Below are 231 nucleotides of genomic sequence, written 5' to 3'. Positions count from 1 at the left end.
GCTGCGGCGCTGATAATCCCTAATAACGGTAAGAAATACCACAGCTTACTGGTATCAAAGGCTACTTCAAACCCACCGCTCATATACAGAGCAATAATGACAACGGGTGACAGCAAGATCAGATCAGAGACCAAGCCAGTAATCGGCGGTACCGCTAATTTACGACGTAATAGATAATAAGGCGGATAACCCAAGCAGACAAATAACGTCGCCCAAGATATGGTGCCATAC

The 231-nt window shown here is 45.9% G+C and carries 1 pseudogene; it reads right to left on the bottom strand.

Going from position 1 to position 231, the window contains the following annotated elements:
- Positions 1–231: pseudogene (locus AAEY98_RS22720) on the bottom strand (EamA family transporter RarD); the annotation flags it as partial.

It is taken from the genome of Shewanella sp. AC91-MNA-CIBAN-0169 (assembly GCF_040310165.1).
GTDB lineage: Bacteria > Pseudomonadota > Gammaproteobacteria > Enterobacterales > Shewanellaceae > Shewanella.
Note: the sequence above shows the minus strand (reverse complement) of the source record. Positions and strands in the feature narration are given on the sequence as shown.